The organism is Bartonella sp. MM97QHHN (genome assembly GCF_042194285.1).
Classification (GTDB): domain Bacteria; phylum Pseudomonadota; class Alphaproteobacteria; order Rhizobiales; family Rhizobiaceae; genus Bartonella.
In genome coordinates, this window is record NZ_JBHIMS010000080.1 from 1 (window position 1) to 20,210 (window position 20,210).

A 20,210-nucleotide genomic window follows, 5' to 3' on the forward strand; every position below is an offset into this window, starting at 1 on the left:
CATTTTTACCATCACCTTTTAATTCAGCTTTACGAGTTTCAAAAGTATCTAGTGCAATATCTTTTAAGTAATGGAGATTGCGCATTGCCTCACGCTTTTGTTTGTTGCATTCTTTAATAGGGTCACGCCCCTCACGTAAAACAGCCCGCCATCCTGTTGCCAATTCACGGGCTTGTTTTAAAGAGACATATCTTAAGGCACCCAATCCCATTTCACGGCGTCGACCATGAATGGTATAACGATAAAGCCATTGAGCACCACCATCTTTACGCTTATGAAGTAACAAGCCGGCGCCATCATTATATTTACCAGCCCCCAATGTTGCGACAGACCTTGCATTAAGACGGTTCATAAGAGCCATTTTTTAATCCTTTCTTATACAGTTTTTACCCACACGCCAGCCCCGCTTATGACGTGCAAACGAATGGTTTTGATTGATTCAAGATAAGCAGATTTGAAATGAGAGAATCCTACGTTATTTGGGGGTCTAATTCAATATGAATAACGCTAGATTATCATTATAAATCAATGCCTTGAACACAAGGTTTTTGCCATTATCAATCCGCCCCGCACTATAAGCCGGTGCTAAGAGAATTCCAGGTTTCACCCCCAAATGCCCCCGCGCATGCGCTAAGGCATGCACACCGGTCAAGTGAGTATTTGATCCCACCATTTCGGTTTGTGTCTCAGCAATGGTTGACTTTTCTTCCACCCACACAAGGATAATTTGTGCCTCAATCCCCTGCGCACACACGGCGTTAATGACATCAAGAGCCGTTCCCCTTCGCCCAAGCTTTTGGATTTTTTCTGTATCATGGGTGAAGACCAACACAGGCTCGTTAAGGGGAAAAACTTGGTTGTCAGCATCAGGGGCTGTAACAACCGCCCCAAGGGCGGTCTGATCAAATGTTGCTAAGGGACGTGATTTTTTACATTGATTATCCCTATTGACCTTAAATTATTGTCAAATACACAGAGTTATTCTTTATTTTGAGCTTTTCTTAATTCTGTAATGGGAACACCCCCAATACCCCAATTGTCTGTCTCCACTTCATCAATCACGACAACAGTCGTTTTCGGATTTTTATTCAGAATATTAACTAATAATTGAGTTGCCCCTTCTATTAGTTGCCGTTTCTGTTCAGAGGTAACCCCTTCATTAGTAATTTTAATATTTATGTAAGGCATAAGATCTCCATAATTTACAAATATTGAATAAAAAAGCTCAAATAAATGAACGCAAAAAGATTAAATATTAATACATAATAACTATGCATTTTAAAGCTCGTATCCACCGGTGAAATACGTAGGCTACTGGAAGCAAAAATAGCATTTATTGATACAGGAGAAAGGAGTTGAGCTGCAATAAAGAAGCAAATCCAAACCAAATAATCCGTAACCCCATAAGCCATCGATGACCCTAGTAAGGGAAATGCCAAACTAAATAGCACCATAGGATGAATTCCTACTACACTGAAAATTGGCAATACAAAGAGAATACAGGCATAGTGCTGCCAAACAGAAAGTGATGCCAATGAGTGACTAAACGTCACCGGCAACAAAGGAATAAGCAAATCACAAGTAGATATTAGCAGACTACAACCTAGCAACAACATAATTTCACTGGATATACTGCGTATCACTGCCACCAAAGGAGTCAAAAAATCAATACTGCGTGAACTCACACGCTCAATGACGTATAGAATGCTTGCCGTCAATGCAATGCTTTGTAGTGCATTCAACTTGATAACTGTCAACGCAACGATAAATGTTAGCCAGAAAAATATCAAAAAAATCCAAATTCTTACTCTCTCTCCTTCTTTATTCGCTCTTCTCTCATCGCAAATAATCGGGTTAGCTAGCGGTACAACAGGAGAAAGGCACAACAACAACAGACTGAATAGAAAAAGTGGTATCCCCAAAGCAGCGGATGTGAATATTGGTGTTCTAGGCATAGCAGCGAAAACTGTTGCTGCACCGATGCTGGTCGGCATCAGTACCATCGTGATGCTCATCATTCGCATCACAATAGCGGCCAAATGGCGAGAGGGAAAAACACTTTTTTTCAAGGCATCAATCATTAGGGGGATAACCCCCAAACTCATCGGCCAAGCTAAAAACGCAGTCAGTATCGCGATGGACAGGGTAAGCGAACCCTTTCCATAGCGCATCAACCGTTCAGAGAGAAATTCTGAAATACGCCATGTATTCATCACATGGCGCAACAATCCCATGGCGAGTAATAGCCAAAAGACATCAGTAAAACGCACAAGCACAGTACGAACATCAGGCAAGTGCCAACGCCATATCAGCACTAAAGCACAAGCCAACAGGATGAACACACCACTGCGTGCATTCCCCTTCAACCACCAGTATGGTATCGTCAAAAGCAAATAACCGAAAACAGTCACTCCAGCCAATGGAATAAGAAACCAAGTTCTTATTGAGATAGACATAAGAAAAATGAATAGCATCAGCATCGCCATTATAACGGATACGGAGGACATGCGTATCAGGAAGCTTTTTACATCATCAATGTACATTAATTGTTGAATCTTTGACTGAGTAGCGATTAAGAAGCTGCTCGTACATGTCAGTGACACAGCGCCCTGCATCCCGCAGTGCACGAGAATTAACTAAAGGCCTAGGCAAAATATATGTATAAAAATTGGGCCCCTCTACTGGATTACCGACCACCCATAATGTATTTTGTATTTGCCCTTTAGTGTCTATAGGATGCTGCCGACGGTCAATATCAATACCACCAGGATGATATCCTTGGTTGATAAATGGTCGAATGATGCCCTGACCAGCCAAATTCTGGATAAAAGGGGACTCATCACGCAACGGAGAAAAACTATCAATCTTGGCCTTGATCAGCACATCTCCATCAACTGAACTGTTTTCATCTTGAAAAACAGACTGAATTTCGAAACGGCTGGTACTAGCATTGAGAACAAGTTTAGGTGAAGGTCCGCCAGCCAAAGTCACGATACCAGCCTCCATCAGAGCCTTCAACTCTTGGTTTCGCTGCATCGGTGGGCCGACAGAAATACGGTTAAAGTTTGGATTAAAATATTCAATAAAGTACTTGTGAGATGAAGACGTTAACCCGCAAAAATCAATTGCTGAACGTAAGATATCACGGACATCTCGTAGCACATCTGTAGCAGCTTTCACTGGGCCATCAACATTACCTTCAGCGGAAGAATGAAGATCGTCCTTCAAATGCTCCATGAAGAATCTTGTATAATCCTTCAAAGAGGCAAATATTTTATTTCGATGAGGATACAGCAACGCTTGAATACACTGCTCGTCTTTGGAAGTAACAACATAGGTTTCAGGGTCTAGCCAGTGCCCCAGCTGCGTACTTCGATAGACATAACACATTTCTTTAAGCAACAGAGGTAAAAGCTGCGTTTCGAAATCCAGCTTCGGAGAACCGTTAGCAATGCTGGATTGCTTACGCAGATGATGTATTGCATCGAGAGTAAGGAATGATGGTATGTATTGCCCACTACCACCCTTTTGATTAATCCCGCGACTACTAAAAGGCAATGTTTGACGGGAGAATAAAGCTATCTTCGGTTCTTTGCCGCTTGGCATGTAGCGCAATTGTCCAGCATTTTCAGTAAAAGTCCCACCGCGACCGTAAGTCAATTGCGACAAGACATCATAGCTAGTTAATCCAATTCCCTGCACCAGCACACGAGACTGAGATTGTATAGTGTCCAACTTTTCAATTGGATAAGGATTCGAATAATAGTTCAAAAGCGCATTTTTCATTTGGTGAGCAGCGACAAACTGTTGCAGGCTTTCATCATGCGATGAATATATATTCTTACCGTGACCCGTGGTCATATAAACAAAATCTACACTATAACGACAGCCATCTTCCAAAAGAACATCCGTTTTATTATCTTGGTGGATATGGAGATTAATAACCTTTTGTCGGATCTCCTTAATACGAATACCGGAAGGTAAATCTTGCGTGAGCTCTTGGTAAGCCCAAGACAGGTATTCCCCTAACAAACGACGTGATAAATAATCATTTTCTTTGATTTCTCTCCCAACATCATGCTCTGTACGAGAAAAAACACCGTTAATATTACGATAACCTTGTTGAATAGCCCATTGATAGAAATTCGGTCCCTTCCGAATAGGCCCGACACCCTTAACTGTATCATCACCAAATAAAGTAATCTGGCAAGCGACAGTGTTAACCAATAAATGATCTGGCTGATGCACACTATGGGTACCGGTTCCCATCTCATTGGGATCAATCAATAAAATATCAATGTTCCCAGAAAATGGATAATGGGAATAAAGTGTGAGCAAGCGTTCGAGAATACTGATCCCACGAGGACCAACGCCCAAAATAGCAACTGTAGAGTGAAGCATTCTGTAATCTCCCCTATTAGAATAATTTTACTTTCACAAAATGTTTCAAAAAGAATGGAATAAATTCTCTCGACTTTTTAGTGAAGATTGCGGGTTTATGAAACGCCAACGACCTTTTTACAAAGACAATATTGACAGATTCCAGCAGCAGCAAAAAGCGCTACAGCACCACAGATAACGGAAAGCGCAATGGCATGTGAACCAAACTGTAAAAAACTCGTCAAGAGAGGTCCTAATATTTGGCCAAAACCGTAAGTTAAGGTAGCCAAGCCTAGCAGATTTATGCCATACGGCGCATACAAACGCTTAGCTAACGGCATAACTAGAGAGGTCGTCCCCATAAAAGTAAATCCAAACCCTATGCAACTGAGAACGATCAGTACAAGAGACTGGCTGAATAATGTCAGTAATACGCATCCTCCTTGGATAAGCAAATTGAGCATCAGACAACGTAATACCCCCCACCGATGGGCTCCCCATAACCAAATGAAACAACTAGGAACAATGGCAATTCCGACAAACGACCATAAGTGGTTAGCAAGTCAGTGGGAAATTAAATGTTTTCGCCATCAGAGGAAGATATGTCGCGACAATAATATAACCAAACCCAGCAAGCCCATAAATTCAGAGCGAGTTCCCACCAAACGATATTTTCGTGTGCCAATGACTCATTAATAGCAAATTGAGACGCATCAACACGACGTGGAAATAAAATAAACAACAAGAGCAACAATACAACAGATATAAAACCAGCTCCAAACCAAATATTTTTCGCGTTCAGCGATTTACTCAAACCAATAATAACATACTCATTACCCAGCAGAATACCAACTCCCACACCTGCATAGAGCGAAGCAATAACCCACAACTTGTGACTATGCTGCATAACCATCATAGAACCAAAAATCATCATTGCCGCACTCGCGATACCGGCAGCAAAGCGGATAAAGAAGACCAAGTAAAAGTTTGTTGTTAATACCATGGCAAAAATAAGTGCACTCGTCACTATAGCTGCACCAGATAACATGTAGGGAGCACGAGATATATACCCAAATCTGCAAAACGAAAAAAACATACTCCCAACTAAATAACCGCCATAATTAGCGCTAGCTATATAAGAAAGTTGCTGAAAGGTAAACAATCCTTCATCCAACATAACTGGAAATACCGGCGTATAGAAAAATCGCCCAATCCCCATCCCCAAAATCATAATAATCATACCGAATACAGCGATTTTGAAATAACTCAAATCTTGACGATTATTTTTCCCCCCATTACTCTTAATCCCTTAACTAATAATTCGTTCATCCGCATTCTATCTCATTGAGAGTAACACTTATCTCAGAGAATAAAAGCCAATCTAGCCATTTGTTTAGGTAGCCAGAGCAACATATTTAACGATTATTGTCAACATTACTGGATCAGTTATATGCATTTCATCGTTTTACGCCCTGCTCCATGTATGATCTTCTCCCTACAAAGCTTCTTTTTCAGAAAAATAATGGCTGAAATTAAGCAGCAATAACAACGAGAAAATCAATAAGCACGCCCCCGTTCAGACAAGACAATATCCCCTAAAGCTCTGCTTCATCAGGTATGACTAAAATACCCTCACAAGGTTGCGTTATGTTCACATGGTGAACACCTTCAACCATCAGGCGGCTTAGTATCCAACTTAAAGACAAATCACGCCCAAGCTTTTGCGCACGCGCCCATTCTTCTCTTAAACTCTGCTCTGCTCTTTCCAAAACAAAGGAACCTTCATCCGGTAACAACCAAAAATCAATAGTATTGAAGGGTATAAAGGCTACTTTTAATATAGCTTTGTTTTTTATCAGCAGCAGTAAAAAAGTTTGTGTTTTTTATAAAAATTGAAATTTATTCATTTTTTATCGTATATTTTATGCTATTAATTTTAAGTTAATAAAGATCATAGAGTTTTAATCTGATGAGATGCGTTCTTTTCTTAATGTACATTCATCAATATTTTATGTAAAAATATCTACTTTACATCATAAAAGTGTATTTACAATAATAATATTTTCATATAAGTTCTCCTATCATATAAGTGGTGAATAATGAAAACATCAATAAAGGGGGGGAACATGGATCATTCAGAATGTAATTAATGACTAAAGAAAATTCTTTTCCCTAGAAAATAAATCTAGGGAAAAGTTGGTTTACTCTACAAGTGGGGAGGAGAAATGAAACAACAATATATTTTAGGAAAATACACACGTGTTGTTGTTCGTGAAGAGGATGCTATTTTTGGTGCGGGTTCAAAGCAGTTTATTATCAATGATAAAAATTTTTGGGAGAACTTAGTGCTTATTGCGGCACAATGGATCAAAAAAAGACAGTAGATGAAGTTTACAATTCACTATCATTAATCATGTTAAAAGAAAATTTTGACCATGCGTTTGATTTTCTTGTTTCTAACCATTTTCTTGTCAAAGCTGAAACATCAAACAATATTTTCAATAATCGGTATTCCAGAAGTCATCTCCATTATCAAAGCTATGGTATGCATCCAACCTCCGTTCAGCATACTCTTTTGCAAAAAAGTGTCGTCATTTTAGGGTGTGGTGGGATTGGTAATCATGTATCAGCAATGCTTGCATCCTCTGGCGTTGGAAAATTGACTCTTGTTGACAATGATGTGATCGAAATGACCAACCTTACCAGACAAATTCTTTTTACTGAAGAAGATATCGATCTTCCGAAAACAACAGTTCTTAAACGTGAGCTGATGCGGAGAAACAGCCAAATTGAAGTTCATGAATTACAAATGTTGATTACTGAAAAAGAGGATATCAACAAATTACCCAAAGCTGATTTATGGATCATTTCTGCTGATTCACCTGTTCAGCTAGGCCTATGGATCAATGAATGGTGTGTAAAAAATAAACAAGCCTATATAAATTCCGGTTATGTTAATGATATAGCTGTCTTTGGTCCATTTTACATACCTGGTAAAACTGGTTGTTACGCATGTAGCTCGTCTATAGGCAATCTTCCAGCAAAAAGTGATCATCTTATTTATGAAGCTTGTGTTATGATTAATAATAACTTCAAAGTTGCTACATTTCCCCCTGTTAATGCACTTTCAGCTGCCATGTGTGCTAATGATGCTCTTAAATTTTTGGGTGGTTATGGAAGCCTTCTTTCCACGGATCGCCGTGTGGGGATATGGAGCAGCCAACTTTTCACAGAAGAGCGTTCTCTAAAGAAAAATCCTCACTGTAAGGTTTGTGGAACAACACAATGAACAGACCACGCACCCTTGCTCTCACCTATGGATCCTATAATGCTGTACGCATGCTGATCGGCGTTTACCATGCTATTTTTTTAATGTCCATGGGAGTTAGTCTGGCGCAATTAGCTCTGCTTCAGGTTGTCTTTTCCACCACCATCCTGCTGCTTGATTTTCCCTGTGCTGTTTTATCTGACAGATATCGGCGTAAATATTCCGTTATGGCTGGGGTCTTTATGACAGGAGTATTTTATCTTCTATGCCTTCAAGCTCCCAATATGACAGCACTTATTATTGCGCAAATTCTCTATGCAGCAGGCATTTGCATCATTGTCAGCGCCATTGACGGATGGATTTACCATTCTCTAGGCGATAAACAGGATCACTTTTCGCATTATGCTCATCTCTACCACCAGGTTAACTCTTTCGGAAGTATTCTCAGTGGGATTGTAGGAATTGGAACGATCTATTACTCTGGACAATATTTTATGGGATATATCATCTCATGCCTCATGATGGGATTTATTTTTTTGATATTCCTTATTGTTCCTGAAGAAAAGAAAACGACAATTGAAACATCCAAAACAAAAACAATCTTGCACAATGCCAAGGAAACGCTTTGGATATTTCAAAATACAGTAGGAGGAGCATGGTTTATTTTCCTCATGTGCCTTTTTAGCGCTGGTATTCAGATTATTTATCATTTCTGGCAACCGATAATACTTTCAGGGGGGAAAATTAATCACCTCAATGGTTCGCAAATGCTCGTCTTGATGTGCTGCCATATTGGAGCCTTTTCAGCACAATATTTTTCAAATTTACTGATGTCTAAGTATCATGTTCTTGATAAAAAATATAAGAATTCTATAAAATATTTTTCCTTCTTTTCTGCACTGATGTGCATAGCGCTCTATTTTTCAGTTCATAGCCATCAAACTGCTGCATCAGTCATCGCCTTCTCTTTAATCCATGGATTTATTTGCACTGTACCGATCGGTGCAAAAAGCTTATTTTTCTCAGAACTTAATCAAAAACAAACGCAGCATATTTCCGGTGTTGTTGGTGCTGTCTCTTTTAGCGGAAGAATATTTTCAATTACAGTATTGAGTATTATTTCTTTTCTTCCTGCAAAAGTTTCTCCATCTTACTACCTAATATTACCGACCATTACTTTTTTCATGTGTGGTTTGATTGTCATGAAATGGATGAAACACTCTCAAAAGTCTCTATGATGAGAGGAAAATTTTAAAATTATTACCCACAATGTTTTCTTCTAAAAGAAATCTATAACTTTTTTGAGAGCATTGCCACATCCAACTTTCAATATACAATGCAAAATATAAAGCAACACGTTGATTTATAATGATAATATACCAAACGCGAATATTGTAAGATTTTTTCTTTTCAAATCTGCTTTATGGTTGAAACAATCAAAATCATTTGCTTGCACATCATAAGCAAAGAAAGCCGTATAAATAAAAACGATTTAGAAAGGAAAAATGCCTTTTATGAACTCTCATAGTCAAAATCTATAACAACAGGAAGGCAGATATATAATATGCCTCTTTGCATCTTCATAAGTATACAAATGATGTGGCTTTATAAGGCTTTATATGTCTCACAGAAACTTTTGTGTTTTATACCATTTACGAGGCAGCGTCGCAAAATGGGCTTATACACATTGCAAAGATATCTCTTTAAAACAAGTGCATAAATCGGCAACACAAGTATATTTGTGTTTAGAACATGCTTTTTATATGAGAGGCATAATCCCAACGGGATAAACAGAATTCTGATACACAGTCAACTGCTTTTATAACAATAGATGGCGGAGAGGAAGAGATTCGAACTCTCGAGAGCCTTTTGAGCCCTACTCCCTTAGCAGGGGAGCGCCTTCGACCACTCGGCCACCTCTCCAACAGAGAGGCATAAATGGTATCAACAGAAAGTTCAAGACATTTTCGATTTTTTTCCCAAATATCTGAAAATTTTTCTCCTATTGATCCCATAGGAAGCAAAAGTTAATAAAACAAAAATTGTGTCTTTTTTACCACAGCATCTCGAATAGTACATGTATATATTACAAAAAGGTAATTTCATATTTGAAACTCTAAAAAGATTAGTTATAGCTAAAATAACAAGTGCTGCGTATTTTACTTATGTCTTTGTCCTTAATGCGTTAGGCAAATGGTACTCTTTAGAAGAAATTTAACCGGACCTCGGAGATCCCATATGAATATTAAATCCCTCTTTTTAAGCTCTACAGCAGCTTTTTTAGCAATTTCTGGAGCACATGCTGCTTCAACAGTTATCGCCGAACCTGAACCTGTAGAATATATTCGCGTTTGTGATGCCTACGGAAAAGGATATTTTTATATCCCTGGAACAGAAACCTGCATGCGTTTATCAGGAAATGTTCGTACTGATTTTATAGGCGGTGATAATATCGATGCAACAACCGAAACTGAACTAAGAAACAAAAGAAAAACCTATGGCGCATCATCACGGCTCACCCTTGTTTTTCAAGCAGCTTCTGAAACAGAAATGGGAACACTTCGTTCATATGCAAGAATTTATTCAAGCTGGGGTGATGGTAATGATAAAGCTGGTGCAAGGCTTGCAGCAGCTTACATTGAACTGGGTGGTTTTCGCGTAGGTCTTGATGATACAATTTTCAACAGTTGGACTGGTGGTTATGGAAATGTTCTCAATGATGACAGCATAGCACCTGCCGGCACAACACGCACTAATTTTATTTCCTACACCTTTAATGGTGACTCCGGCTTTTCTGCTATTATCGGCGCTGAATTAGGCAATAATGCAGATGCTCTTCCAGGAACAGTAGGATACTACATTGATAAAGATGATAAGCTTGTTTCTATCACGAATGATACTCTTCCAAGTAAAGCAATTAAAAATTACACCCCGAATGTGGTTTTGGGTATAAAGTTTATGCAAAAATGGGGTGGTTTTTCAGCGGTTGCAGCATATGATACTTACTACAAAAAGTGGGCTGGAAAAGTACGTGCAGATTTCAATGTTAACGATCGTTTCAATCTATGGGTAATGGCTGGTTATAAAAATGGACTTGATTACTACACAGTAAATACAAAAAATGAATTATCACGACAAAGCACAACAATTTATGCAAACTGGGGTGGTAAATGGGCTGCTTGGGCGGGTGCCACTTACAAGCTTACTCCAAAAGCAAATTTGAATGCTCAAGTTTCTTATAGTGCTGTAAAAACCTTTGCAACTTCTGTAAATATTACATACACGCTGGTTCCAGGATTTGTGATTACACCTGAATTAACCTATGTTTCTTGGAACGATGATCGCGTTGTGACGGATAAAAATAATGATGAAAAACATTTATTCAATAAGAAAAGTGCTTTTCAAGGTATGATCCGTTTACAGCGTTCATTCTAATCCTATTTAAGCTACAGCTTTTAAAAACTGGCAACATGGTTTGCCAGTTTTTATTTTTGAAATCAAATATCATGAAGATCTTTTCCTGATACTTATTGTCTTGTCTCTCGGAAAAAACCGACTTAGTTTCATAAAACTACTCTTAAGATTAACCTGATATGCTTGATAAGAGCACCTCACACGGGCTTTTACACATCACTTCAAACACAATCTCTTCCTTGCCCTTTAAAGCATGAATAACCCCCATTGCTTTATGCCTAAATTGATTTTTCTTGGTAATTTATACCTAACCTTTGCAATTTAGGTCATGAACTTCTCTGGTCAATTCTATACTGAACAGATAAAATATTGAAAAAACAAGACATCATTGTGTTTTTGATATGCCTGAATGTGTCTTCTATCAACACTCTAAAACACAATGTTTTATAACACTGCTTCATTAAAAAACTTAATCATTAAGAAACATGTTGTCAAAACGATGCAAACATCCCCTAAAGCAATAAAAGAGAAAAGAGATATATCTTCAAAAAAATGAATTGACCTCTTCCCCTTCTTAAGAATAGCCCCCCTATCAGTAGCAATCTGTAAATGCCTCTATTTTCTTGAATCTGCATCACTTTGATTTATAATGATCAATTTATAATTTTGCATGTTTCAATCAACCAAAACCATTCACTTGTACACGACGAGTGGAGAGAGCCGTGTGAATAAAAACGAGTAAAGAAAACCCTTTTATGTATCGTTTTAAGTTCCAAGGGTTGTAGTAACATTGAGATCTAACAAAGTGTACGATAGTGCTAGGCACTTTTATTAAGCATCAAAATGAGGATACACTTCATAGAGGATTTTAGATTATATTCTCTATAAACGTCGCTGTAAAATATATGTTGTGATACACACTAAAAGACATTTCTTTAAAACAAGCATGTAAATATACAATACAAGTCCATTTTATTTGAGGCGTTTCATCCTGCGTAAGGCACATGTTCATCATATACGCAACATCTTGGCTTTATGCGTTTTTAAAGGAAGAAAAATATAAGACAAAGAAACAATAAAATTTAATCTCTGCAAATCATAGAGCTTTCAGAGTTATGTTTCCATAAAACGCCTTATACCGTACATGGGATTTTTTACACGATTAATACCCTTTTTACATAAAGCCAATTGGCAAAAAGCAGCCTTTCCTGATAATAAAAAGGCTTACACGTAATCATAAGCCATATTTTCAATTAAAACACATTGAATTCACGGAAAATACTTATCAACCAATGCATAAAGAATTGCTACTGTTTCAACATCTAGAATCCCATCATAATTTTCTTGACGAAAATGAAGTTGAAATGCTCGGATCAAATCTTTGTATCCTGTTTGGGTACACGCAGCAGAAATGTCATATCCATAACATTTTAGCTTCGCCAAAACATCTTCTTTGGGTGGCAAATTCTTAGAGAATTGCTCTTGATAATGACTTTTTAGTTCATCATCATACCATGCTCCTATACCTGCGCTATAAAGTTCTCTCCATGGAAAAGCTGCTCCTGGATCACTTTTTCTTCCAATGGCAATATCACTATGTCCCACAACATCTGTTGGCATAATATCAGGATACCGTTGAAAAATATTCAAGGCAAGTTCCTTAACAGCATCAATTTGTATTGGATTATAAGGAGGAAACATACCCCTCCCATCATGATAAGTCGCTAAATTAACGATTTCAATCCCGATAGATGCATCATTGAGATGACTATGCCCAGCCCATGAACTCACACCCGCATGCCATGCGCGCTCATTTTCATCAACCAGATTAAAAATACGCATATCCTTAAAGCCTGCCTCACGATATGTCTGCTCTGAAGGATCAGGAACAAGATAGTGTGCACTAACCTTTTCTCCTGTAAGCGCCATAATCGAGGCTTTAAAATCAATAGCCGTATAATGCATAACGAGAAAATGAACGCGACGACTAAAACTCTTGACAGAACGATAACTGTTGTAATCAATCTGATACATAAAAGCCCTTTCTTTTTTGCTTAAAAAACCACTGCGCATCACAACAGATAGAATACGAACTGTTAAAAAATGCAATAAACTTCCCATCTAGGTACTAAGAATTACGACTAAAATTTGTTCATCAAAAATATTGACACTCTTATCAACAATTAAGACCACATTTTTATTTTTCTCCCACACACGCATAAAATGTTTTTAACCACATTAAATATTTTCCCCAAAAAATTCCTACAAATTACCAATCAAAAAGAAAACAAAAGCGTAAAATGATCACTCCTTAAATCTTCACGTCTTACAGAAAAAATAGTTCGTCCTGTTATCAAATTGAAAAATATCGCCCCTCAGAAGCGAATACCCAACGATCATGCAATCACACAAAAGCTTAAAGGAAAAATTTTATGAGCTCTTTACAGCAATTTATTATCAGATAACGGAACGGGACATGTTCACAATAAAACTCTTCACGGACATATTGTTCAATAAAATTTGCAAAGCTTTCCTGTAAATGACACGACTTCTTGTCTTTTCACACCATCGCTTTTTGATTTACAAAGAATCTCAATTATCTACAACGCTTGAGACACACGAAGTCTCTGGATTCCTTGTTATCAGCGCTATGGAAGATAACATATTGATTTATAATCATAATTAATCATTATAAATATTGAATGTAGCGAGCCTAATATCGTAAAGTTTTTCTTAATTTTGAATCAATCAAAGTCATTCATTTACACATCAAAAGAAAAATTAACCTATAGACAAAAACCACTGAAGAAAAGGATCAAAATACTTCTTATAATAGAACGTTCAATAATTTGAGCAATATGTTACATCCCCATAGAGTTTCATTTTTTCTTCTCTGTTTTCAAATATCTTTTTAAGACAGCCCAAGCTGCATATTCTTGTAAGACGACACCTAAAAGTGGTCGCGTATAGGGAAAAGTTATACGATCATCACCATAACCTTTCATCCGTATAGTCATGGTAGCATGTCCAAGGCTTTCTGCTTGATTTTCTAATGTCTCCAAAGAAGGCTCTAGGCTCACTTCAACCTCAAGCTTTGGAATATCTTGTTTACCTTTTTCTATGGGTTGAAAATATTTTAAAAGCCACGGATCATTGGCAGACCAATGAACCTCTGCATACATCGCTAATTGTTTACAAGCAGTAGTAACTTCTGCCCCAACTAAATGGGGGTGAAAATGATTTTCAAATTCTTCCACGAAATGTTGTTCCAAGGGCGCTTCTGATTGAGCAACCAGTTGCACCAAAACATAGGGGCTTTTCCATAAAAAATGCCGTTCAAAGGATTCATTTTCAAGATGATCATCAACCCACTGCGCAATGGTACTTTCATCAATTCCAATCAAAGTCCATGCATACTCCGCACGCGATACAGAAAAATATTTCTTCTCGTTGTGTTCTAAATAATTCTCTAAAAGCGCAAGAGCCTGTGATGGTGGACCAGGCAAAACAACAAGCGTACTTCCATCGCAAGAGAGATAAAACCCTGGTGCTGTGCCTGTAGAATTATCAAGCACGGTTGCTGTCTCAGGAAACAATGCTTGACGCGCATTACTCTTATCCGCCGTAATCCCTAATCGTTGTAATTGACCTTTTATTATTTGCCAAACATCTTCATGATGTACCAAAGGCTGCTTTACAGCTTGAGCAACTCCATCGCGTGTTTTATCATCTGATGTTGGTCCCAATCCCCCACTGATAATGATAAGATCTTCTTGTCCAAGACAAGAAACAACAGTCTCACTGATTTGCTGTAATTGATCAGCACAAACAAAATGACGTGTGACTTGAATATTTCTCTTGTTCAAGCTTTGGCTTAAATCTTGTAAGTTCGTATTCAAATATTGTCCTGAAAGGAGTTCATCACCAACAGTGATAATCGCCGCATGACAAACAAAGACAGGATTCACAAGAGAATTGCGAACAGCTTCAGCCATTTGACGGGTAGAGGCTATACCTCCAAGATCATAGGTAACGGTTTTTCCAGCACGAATAACCTGATCAACACTCTCAGACAGTTTTTTTGCTGCATCTTTAAAGCCTAAGTGCTCTAAGAGTAAAGCCGTGGTATAAAGCATCGCAGAAGGATTGGCTTTATTTTGTCCAGCAATACGTGGTGCGCTTCCATGAACAGGTTCAAAACAAGCAATCTCGCTCCCCACATTCACATGAGGTGCAAGCCCCAATCCCCCCATTATCCCAGAGCCAAGATCAGAGAGAATATTGCCAAATATATTTTCAGCAACAATCACACCAAACCGCTCTGGTTTGGTTGCAATCCACAAAGCAACCGCATCAACATTCTGAATATCTGCTTCAATTTCCGGATAGTTTTGCGCAATCTTCTCAAAAATTTCCTGAGCAAACTGACCACTTTCTCGCATAACATTGGGCTTATCAGCAAAAGTAACTCGCCTAAAGCTATATTTCCTTGCATAAGAAAAAGCATATTCAAATAACCGTTCTAAACCAAAGCGTGTCTGCAAACAGACTGTCCACGCAGCTTCTTCAAGCCCATATTTTGTCAAATTTGGATGTTTTAGCCAAACGGCTGTTTCAGGAGAAATACCCCGAAAATCCAATCCAGCATAAAGGCCTTCACTATTTTCTCTGATAACACAAAAATGAAAAGGACGTTGGGGACCAAAGATGTATCTTACAGGACGTATATTCGCAAACAAACCTAACTTTTGGCGAAGTTGAAGTGCGGGAGAAACATAGGCAAGGTTTTTCTCTTTTAAATGCGGAGCAAGTTCTTTTAAAGCCGCTTCTTTTCCTTTACTGGTCACAGCACCAAGTAAAATAGCATCACTCTGAGTAATTTTTTGCCAAGTCGCTTGAGGAATAGGATCTCCTTCCTGTTTCCAACATTCAAAACCAATATCACCATAAGTCAATTCAATCGGCAATTGGAATTGCTCTAAAACCATCAGCGCAGCATCACAAACCTCTGGTCCTATCCCATCACCAGGTAATACAAGAACTTTCTTTTTCATAATCCCTCCAGCCACTCATCAATGACTGCATCTGTCATAGTAGGATTATCCTCCCACAAACGCGTACCAGCACCAGAGATAATCTTATATTCATGGTTCAGATTATGACTTTTTGTCTGATTATCTACCGTTGCAAGTTGCGACTTTTCTCCCACTAAAGCTAAAAACTTCCCCTTATACTTAACTATTTCATCTCTAGCATCTATTTCTAATAAGAGTTTAAAGCCTCTTGTCATGCGTTCAATTGCCACGCTTTTTTGTTCATCAGGAATCTCCAATAAGGCTCTTTTTTTCATAATGCCAGAAGGATGCATAAAACCATTGAGTATTTCCAAAGCCCCCGATAAATCATTATTTTCTAAGGAGGCAAAAATATCTCCAAGGCGCCGTTGCAAAACCTTATCTGGATAGCCAGGTGCATTCACAGCAAGCACAGCTTGAACATTGGGAAGCTGTACTGCCAATATTTGTACCAATGTTCCAGCCATAGAAAATCCCACAAGAACTGCGGGCTCTTTAAAATAGCTTTTAAGCTTTTCTACCATAAAAGATAAAATGTCTACAGCAGAATGATTGAGAACATGAGAACCCTTAGGAAAAAGAGAAAGCGTATCCAGCAGAGTGACAGGGAATCCTTTTGTTGAACATAGCTTTGTCAATGGAGAACAAAAAACACCACCATCCCAAATTGGCATTACAGGAGAAAGAATAATAATAGGAAGACCCATTGATCAATTCCTCCCCTTATTTTTAAACATGCATTAGAGCCAGAAATTTTCCTACCCAATATAATGAAAATATGTTGAAAATCTAGGCTCATACTCCCCCCATAATAATCGATTTGTTAAACTCAAACTAAGCTTGTAACAAATTTTAAACCCACTCAATCCAACAACTTAATAAAAAAATCATCTAATGTACAGGTGCTCCATTTGTGTAAAACATCAAAAGCATTTCCGCATAATGCTTTCTTTTTATCATTTCACTCAGCTTATTTCTGAAGTCATAAAATGACGCGCTTTTTGAATATAAATGATAAAACCAATCATACAACACACAGCTAACAAAGTTGCCATAGCCCGTGGGCTATGACCAGAGATTTTTCCGATAACCGCTGCACTGAGTGCCGCACTTCCTAATTGCAAAGAGCCCATAACACCAGAAGCCGTTCCCGCAGCTTTCGGATGCGATGAAATAGCCAACGCTGTTCCTAACGGCAATAAAAAACCATTGCCAAAAGTAAGAACAGCAATAGCCATAAAACTTGTCACAAGGGGCCATGGGCTTAGATACATTTGCAAAGCAAACAGCACACCGCCTATCACAAAAATAATGTACCCTCTACCCACAGTTTTTTCCATAGACTCGCGTTCAAAAAACCATCGTGCCAAAAGATTTCCCAAAATATAGGGAAACGAGACACCAATATAGCTATAACTAATGTGTATCGGCGATAACCCCAAAGTCGTGAGTAAAAAAGGCGACTCCACAATATAAGCAAAATAGGCAGCGTAAGAAAAACACGGAATAAGTGCATAAAAAATAAATTGTTTATTTCTGAAAACGCCTAAATATGCCTTCATCAATCCTACAGGAGAAAAATACTGCCGTTTTTGAGGGGGTAGAGTTTCGCTTAGCACAAAACAACATAGCAAAATGGTCAAAAATATAAAAAAGCTTAAAAAGATAAAAGTTGCCTGCCAATGAAAAGCTTGTATCAAAAGTCCACCAATGAAAGGTGCAAGTGCTGGTGACATTCCAATAAAAGGGAAAACAATCAAATAAAGTTTTCCAGCCGCTTTTTTATCCAACAAATCATTGATAATTGCACGACTTAAGACAAGTCCCGCACAAGCACCAAGACCTTGCAAAAAACGTAACACAAGAAAAGCGTGAATATGAACCGTATAAATCACACCAAGTGTCGTAAATAACCACAAGAATAAGCCCAATAGAAGTGTTTTTTTACGCCCAAAATTATCACTCAGCGGCCCATAAATGAGCTGTCCAAGTGCCAATGCCAACAAAAAAACCGCCACTGCACTTTGAATTTGAGATTGTGTCACTTGATAATATTGACGCATATCGCCCAGTGCCGGTAAAAAAATATCGGTAGAAATCAAACCTCCCGTCGATAAACATACGATAAGTATAATGAATGGTAATGTATATTTATGTTTCATCAGGAAAATCACATTTCTTAAATTTAAAAATATTTAAATTTTACGTTTATAGAAAAATAATAATTTATATTTATAAATATAAAGCTATTTTAACTTTATCCACAGCGAATAAAATAATCAATTTTCTTTATTCTTTTACTTTATTCGAGAATAATTCATCTTGTTGAGACATAAATCCAGTGTATGATCCGCACGCACACACTCAACACGTAAATAACCACTTAGTTCTTCACTTTATAATTAATTTTAAAGCATAGCAAATCGCAATTTTAAAACTATACGCAAAAGAAGCTAAAAGATCAAAGCTCTCCTTCAGAGATATATTTCCCAATCCGAAATAGCGCATCTTGTTGTATTCATGTTGCCCTATCTTCATCAGCTTTTTTCATTGATATCATCAACAAAAACGCTCCCAAACTCTATCCCTCTCCATGACAACAACACCACTCTTCCGACAACATCTTTTATCAGAATTGGTTTACAACGCTCAAAGAAAAAAGAAGCCACAAACTCCCTCTCCTCAAAACTCCCCACACAAATATTATTGTAACAATACAGCATATAACAATGCCTCATGGAGAAGTCTTTATCAACACAAATAATTGAGCAAATAAACTTAATAGCCCACTAATATCATAAAGCAAATTGTGCTTCTATCTCGCTCTAAAATCTAAATTCATCTTGTCCATTTTGTTAGATTTTCATTCTACATAGCCAGCACAAAGTTTATTGCCTAAGCTATTGACAAACATGATATAATAAAAATTTGATAAAATGAATACGATCATAAAAATCCCATCCCTAAAAATCCTATCCTTAGAAACTCAATTTTCTAAACATCTCAAAAACTTTATAAACAAAGTAAATGCAGCCATAAAAAGTATAATGGATGAATGTATTTTAATCGACAGTAAACTCGAAAAATGCACAAGTAACCTTTACACACATACATTTGAAACAGAATCCATGACAACTGCAAATGCAAAAGTGAAAACCTGTAGCACCTATGAACCGATTACAGTTCATAATCCCTACGTCATAAAGGTGGAACACATGACCTTTACAAAATGCACTTTCTTAGTACAAGATGGTTCATCGAACCAAATTTATCTCTCAAATCAAAGTGCTCTTACATCGTATAAAAAAACTGCGGGCGAAACTAAAAACAACCTTTGGAGAAAATCTCGAAACTTTTGGACATTGTCTCAAAACTTTTCAACTTTCCTCTCTGGTTTTGGGAGTTTTTACTCAAAGAACTTAGAAAATTTTTCTAGCATTGTTTTGATATAGAGCAATAAGAGAAGGAAAAACAACTTAGAACACTAATGTTTCTTCCTTCTCTTTTATCTCTCATAGCTTTTTGAATTGAATACTTTTGATATTTATTTTGAATAATTGAAGCATTCTTTTAATTATAAGTACAATATAAAAAATAAAATTTTAGAAGACGTGCTGTTTTTACAAAAAATGAATAATAAAATAAAGACTCCAGAATTTTACTTTTTACCTTCAAACACAATCAATGATGGAAAAGCGTTTACAAAGTTTTCCTCAGGCAGTATCCAGGACATTACTTGAAAGAAAAGCATTAAGAGAGCTTACTTTTAAGCTAAGGGGGAAAGATTAAACTTCACAACGACATTCAATCTTTTAAACATTGCAGTACAGAACGGGAAAAGAGAGCCATTCCCCCATAGACCGTTTCCCCCCATCAACTAAAATTCTCGATAAACTGGTATTATCAGTTCTAGACTGGAGTCATATAAGAAGAATTTTAAGTAATGATCACCGTCTTGTTTTCGATGTTTTCTGTCCTTTTTAGCTGCTCTTTATCCCTTTTGGAACATAATTAGCAAAAAGGCATTGTATCTCCAGCATATTCAAGGAGATAAAACATGGAAACTCGCATTC

General features: G+C 37.6%; 14 protein-coding genes, 1 tRNA gene and 3 pseudogenes. 4 read left to right on the plus strand and 14 right to left on the minus strand.

The window, feature by feature from the left end; all coding sequences use genetic code 11:
- From ACFIJW_RS05375 to ACFIJW_RS05415, 9 genes and pseudogenes are all read right to left on the minus strand, one after another.
- The coding region (locus ACFIJW_RS05375; protein WP_375633561.1) for an Arm DNA-binding domain-containing protein at positions 1 to 361 on the minus strand (361 nt) is incomplete at its 3' end.
- A gap of 165 nt (positions 362 to 526) precedes the next feature.
- A pseudogene (locus ACFIJW_RS05380) lies at positions 527 to 832 on the minus strand (phage tail protein); the annotation flags it as partial.
- A 146-nt stretch (positions 833 to 978) separates the two neighbouring features.
- On the minus strand, positions 979 to 1,188 hold the full coding sequence (locus ACFIJW_RS05385) for a 2-hydroxymuconate tautomerase family protein (protein WP_375607418.1): 210 nt from the start codon (positions 1,186 to 1,188) through the stop codon (positions 979 to 981).
- Positions 1,189 to 1,202: 14 nt separating this feature from the next.
- Entirely contained in the window at positions 1,203 to 2,474 is a 1,272-nt protein-coding gene (locus ACFIJW_RS05390; RefSeq protein ID WP_375633562.1) for a hypothetical protein, read from the minus strand.
- Positions 2,475 to 2,532: 58 nt separating this feature from the next.
- Entirely contained in the window at positions 2,533 to 4,401 is a 1,869-nt protein-coding gene (locus tag ACFIJW_RS05395) for an FAD/NAD(P)-binding protein (protein WP_375633563.1), read from the minus strand.
- A 95-nt stretch (positions 4,402 to 4,496) separates the two neighbouring features.
- Positions 4,497 to 4,913 (minus strand): YbfB/YjiJ family MFS transporter, encoded by a 417-nt coding sequence (locus ACFIJW_RS05400; RefSeq protein ID WP_375633571.1) that lies wholly within the window; start codon positions 4,911 to 4,913, stop codon positions 4,497 to 4,499.
- A gap of 22 nt (positions 4,914 to 4,935) precedes the next feature.
- On the minus strand, positions 4,936 to 5,025 hold the full coding sequence (locus ACFIJW_RS05405) for a YbfB/YjiJ family MFS transporter (protein WP_375633572.1): 90 nt from the start codon (positions 5,023 to 5,025) through the stop codon (positions 4,936 to 4,938).
- Between the two features lie 43 nt (positions 5,026 to 5,068).
- Positions 5,069 to 5,620, minus strand: a pseudogene (locus tag ACFIJW_RS05410) (YbfB/YjiJ family MFS transporter); the annotation flags it as partial.
- Between the two features lie 317 nt (positions 5,621 to 5,937).
- Positions 5,938 to 6,185 (minus strand): annotated as a pseudogene (locus ACFIJW_RS05415) (baseplate assembly protein); the annotation flags it as partial.
- Between the two features lie 420 nt (positions 6,186 to 6,605).
- Here ACFIJW_RS05415 and ACFIJW_RS05420 point away from each other — a divergent pair.
- Genes ACFIJW_RS05420 through ACFIJW_RS05430 form a run of 3 tightly spaced genes read left to right on the plus strand, consistent with a single transcriptional unit; the run spans position 6,606 to position 8,886 of the window.
- Entirely contained in the window at positions 6,606 to 6,764 is a 159-nt protein-coding gene (locus tag ACFIJW_RS05420; RefSeq protein ID WP_375633564.1) for a hypothetical protein, read from the plus strand.
- Positions 6,743 to 7,669: a ThiF family adenylyltransferase gene (locus ACFIJW_RS05425; protein WP_375633565.1), complete on the plus strand. Its 927-nt coding sequence runs from the start codon at positions 6,743 to 6,745 to the stop codon at positions 7,667 to 7,669. Before ACFIJW_RS05420 ends, ACFIJW_RS05425 begins: the two co-directional genes overlap by 22 nt.
- Entirely contained in the window at positions 7,666 to 8,886 is a 1,221-nt protein-coding gene (locus ACFIJW_RS05430) for an MFS transporter (protein WP_375633566.1), read from the plus strand. The genes ACFIJW_RS05425 and ACFIJW_RS05430 overlap by 4 nt, the downstream gene beginning before the upstream one ends.
- Before the next feature lie 594 nt (positions 8,887 to 9,480).
- Here the strand turns inward: ACFIJW_RS05430 and ACFIJW_RS05435 are convergent.
- A tRNA-Ser gene (locus ACFIJW_RS05435) sits at positions 9,481 to 9,571 on the minus strand.
- A gap of 315 nt (positions 9,572 to 9,886) precedes the next feature.
- Between ACFIJW_RS05435 and ACFIJW_RS05440 the strand changes: the two genes are divergently transcribed.
- Complete coding sequence (locus tag ACFIJW_RS05440; protein WP_375633567.1) at positions 9,887 to 11,083, plus strand: porin; 1,197 nt, start codon at positions 9,887 to 9,889, stop codon at positions 11,081 to 11,083.
- A 1,248-nt stretch (positions 11,084 to 12,331) separates the two neighbouring features.
- On the opposite strand, the gene ACFIJW_RS05445 is transcribed toward ACFIJW_RS05440, so the two are convergent.
- From ACFIJW_RS05445 to ACFIJW_RS05460, 4 genes are all read right to left on the minus strand, one after another.
- A complete protein-coding gene (locus tag ACFIJW_RS05445; RefSeq protein WP_375633573.1) occupies positions 12,332 to 13,096 on the minus strand; it encodes an N-acetylmuramoyl-L-alanine amidase in 765 nt (254 codons plus the stop codon).
- Positions 13,097 to 13,941: 845 nt separating this feature from the next.
- Positions 13,942 to 16,116 carry an isocitrate/isopropylmalate family dehydrogenase gene (locus ACFIJW_RS05450; RefSeq protein WP_375633568.1) on the minus strand — a complete coding sequence of 725 codons (2,175 nt, stop codon included), beginning with the start codon at positions 16,114 to 16,116 and terminating at the stop codon, positions 13,942 to 13,944.
- Positions 16,113 to 16,844: an alpha/beta fold hydrolase gene (locus ACFIJW_RS05455; protein ID WP_375633569.1), complete on the minus strand. Its 732-nt coding sequence runs from the start codon at positions 16,842 to 16,844 to the stop codon at positions 16,113 to 16,115. The genes ACFIJW_RS05450 and ACFIJW_RS05455 overlap by 4 nt, the downstream gene beginning before the upstream one ends.
- A gap of 258 nt (positions 16,845 to 17,102) precedes the next feature.
- Positions 17,103 to 18,299 carry a multidrug effflux MFS transporter gene (locus ACFIJW_RS05460; protein WP_375633570.1) on the minus strand — a complete coding sequence of 399 codons (1,197 nt, stop codon included), beginning with the start codon at positions 18,297 to 18,299 and terminating at the stop codon, positions 17,103 to 17,105.
- Positions 18,300 to 20,210 lie beyond the last annotated feature (1,911 nt).

Excerpts from the sequence above, each read along its gene's own strand:
- ACFIJW_RS05385 (WP_375607418.1), bottom strand. The coding sequence starts at position 1,188 with ATGCCTTACATAAATATTAAAATTACTAATGAAGGGGTTACCTCTGAA.
- ACFIJW_RS05390 (WP_375633562.1), bottom strand. The coding sequence starts at position 2,474 with ATGCTATTCATTTTTCTTATGTCTATCTCAATAAGAACTTGGTTTCTT.
- ACFIJW_RS05395 (WP_375633563.1), bottom strand. The coding sequence starts at position 4,401 with ATGCTTCACTCTACAGTTGCTATTTTGGGCGTTGGTCCTCGTGGGATC.
- ACFIJW_RS05420 (WP_375633564.1), top strand. The coding sequence starts at position 6,606 with ATGAAACAACAATATATTTTAGGAAAATACACACGTGTTGTTGTTCGT.
- ACFIJW_RS05425 (WP_375633565.1), top strand. The coding sequence starts at position 6,743 with ATGGATCAAAAAAAGACAGTAGATGAAGTTTACAATTCACTATCATTA.
- ACFIJW_RS05430 (WP_375633566.1), top strand. The coding sequence starts at position 7,666 with ATGAACAGACCACGCACCCTTGCTCTCACCTATGGATCCTATAATGCT.
- ACFIJW_RS05440 (WP_375633567.1), top strand. The coding sequence starts at position 9,887 with ATGAATATTAAATCCCTCTTTTTAAGCTCTACAGCAGCTTTTTTAGCA.
- ACFIJW_RS05445 (WP_375633573.1), bottom strand. The coding sequence starts at position 13,096 with ATGTATCAGATTGATTACAACAGTTATCGTTCTGTCAAGAGTTTTAGT.
- ACFIJW_RS05450 (WP_375633568.1), bottom strand. The coding sequence starts at position 16,116 with ATGAAAAAGAAAGTTCTTGTATTACCTGGTGATGGGATAGGACCAGAG.
- ACFIJW_RS05455 (WP_375633569.1), bottom strand. The coding sequence starts at position 16,844 with ATGGGTCTTCCTATTATTATTCTTTCTCCTGTAATGCCAATTTGGGAT.
- ACFIJW_RS05460 (WP_375633570.1), bottom strand. The coding sequence starts at position 18,299 with ATGAAACATAAATATACATTACCATTCATTATACTTATCGTATGTTTA.